Source organism: Mesorhizobium sp. M4A.F.Ca.ET.020.02.1.1 (assembly GCF_004022645.1).
Taxonomy (GTDB): domain Bacteria; phylum Pseudomonadota; class Alphaproteobacteria; order Rhizobiales; family Rhizobiaceae; genus Mesorhizobium.
The window spans coordinates 1-1,493 of the sequence record NZ_RZOI01001062.1; the positions used below are offsets into that span (position 1 = coordinate 1).

General features: G+C 60.5%; 3 protein-coding genes. 2 read left to right on the plus strand and 1 reads right to left on the minus strand.

Features of this window, described 5'->3' with window-relative positions:
• On the plus strand, window positions 1-573 hold a 573-nt coding region (locus EN742_RS34800), incomplete at its 5' end, for a TrbI/VirB10 family protein (RefSeq protein WP_148670520.1).
• 1 nt (window position 574) lies between these two features.
• Window positions 575-799 carry a DUF2274 domain-containing protein gene (locus tag EN742_RS34805; RefSeq protein ID WP_128333865.1) on the plus strand — a complete coding sequence of 75 codons (225 nt, stop codon included), beginning with the start codon at window positions 575-577 and terminating at the stop codon, window positions 797-799.
• 10 nt (window positions 800-809) lie between these two features.
• On the opposite strand, the gene EN742_RS34810 is transcribed toward EN742_RS34805, so the two are convergent.
• A partial coding sequence (locus EN742_RS34810; protein WP_128333866.1) for a LysR family transcriptional regulator substrate-binding protein occupies window positions 810-1,493 on the minus strand: 684 nt, incomplete at its 5' end.

A 1,493-nucleotide genomic window follows, 5' to 3' on the forward strand; every position in this document is an offset into this window, starting at 1 on the left:
CCACCGGCTTCACCTTATGTGCTTCAGGCAGGAGCCGTGATCCCGGCTGCCCTCGTAACCGGTATCCGTTCGGACCTGCCCGGTCAAATCACCGCCCAGGTGACGCAGAACGTTTACGACAGCCCGACAGGGCGCTCGCTTCTGATCCCCCAAGGCACCAGAGTGATCGGCCAATACGACAGCGGCGTGGGGTTCGGGCAAAAACGTGTGCTGCTTGTCTGGAACAGGCTGATTTTCCCGGACGGCCGTTCGATTGTTCTGGAGCGCCAGCCTGGCGCGGACGGGCAGGGCTATGCAGGCCTCGAGGATGGCGTCGACTATCACTGGGGCGAGTTGTTCAAGGCGGCAGCACTTTCCACCATCCTCAGCGTCGGGGCGGAGGCTGGCTCGTCTGGCCAGGAGAGCGATATCGTGCGCGCCTTGCGCAGCGGCGCTTCCGACAGCGTCAGCCAGGTTGGCCAGCAGATCGTCCAGCGCCAGCTCCAGATAGCGCCGACGCTCGACATTCGCCCGGGTTTTCCCGTGCGCGTTCTCGTCACCCGCGATCTCGTGCTCCAACCATACGGAGGCTGAAATGGCCAAGCTGAAACTCGGCCCCATTGCCGAGGACAAACCTGTCAAAGTCACAATCGAGCTTCCGGCGCCGCTGCATCGCGACCTGATCCGATATGCCGAAATTCTCGGACGCGAAACGGGGCAATCCTCCACCGATCCCCTGCGCTTGATCGTGCCCATGCTCGAGCGTTTCATCGCGACGGATCGCGGTTTCGCGAAGGCAAAGCATGAGCGGAAGGGTTAGTCCGGAACTGTTAGGAGGAACGGTCAGCAGCGCGGGCAGTGGCGTGTATCGGGAGAACGGTAGGTCCGCTTTCCGCCGCCGGTTGAAAGGCCGACAGGATTGCCTCGAGAGAGACTTCCAACACGTTGGAGAAGACCCTGCCTTTTTGCCAGACCGCAACGTAGTGATAGAGGGCCGAGGGCTCCACCGGCTTTGCTTCCAGCTCGAACGCCGCATATTCGCGGGCGATGATTTCGTTGGTGATGGAAACGCCGAGACCGGCCGAGACGAAGCCGACTTCGTAGCCATTGCAATCGTATTCCACCAGGATGTCTGGCTCGACCCCAGCGAAGCGCAACGCGTTGAAATTCATTTGATGCGACGCAAACTGGGGGTCGATGTCGACGATCTGTTCCCCCTCCAGGTCGTGTGCCTCGACACATGATTTTTTCGAGAAACGGTGCTTGGGGTGGAAGATGCACACGTTGCGTGCCGACCCGATTGGCGCCCATTCAAACAGCCGGGGATCCAAGGGCAACCTCGAGATTCCAAGATCTGCCCGCCCCGACAGGATATGCTCACCCACCTGCTCGTAGTTTCCCGAAATCGACCGGACACTTGAAGCCGTCTTCGATCGGATAGTCGCTACGACCTTCGGCAACGTCACGAAACCGAAAACGGCGGGGGCGGCAATTTCGATCCGCTGCTTTTCTTC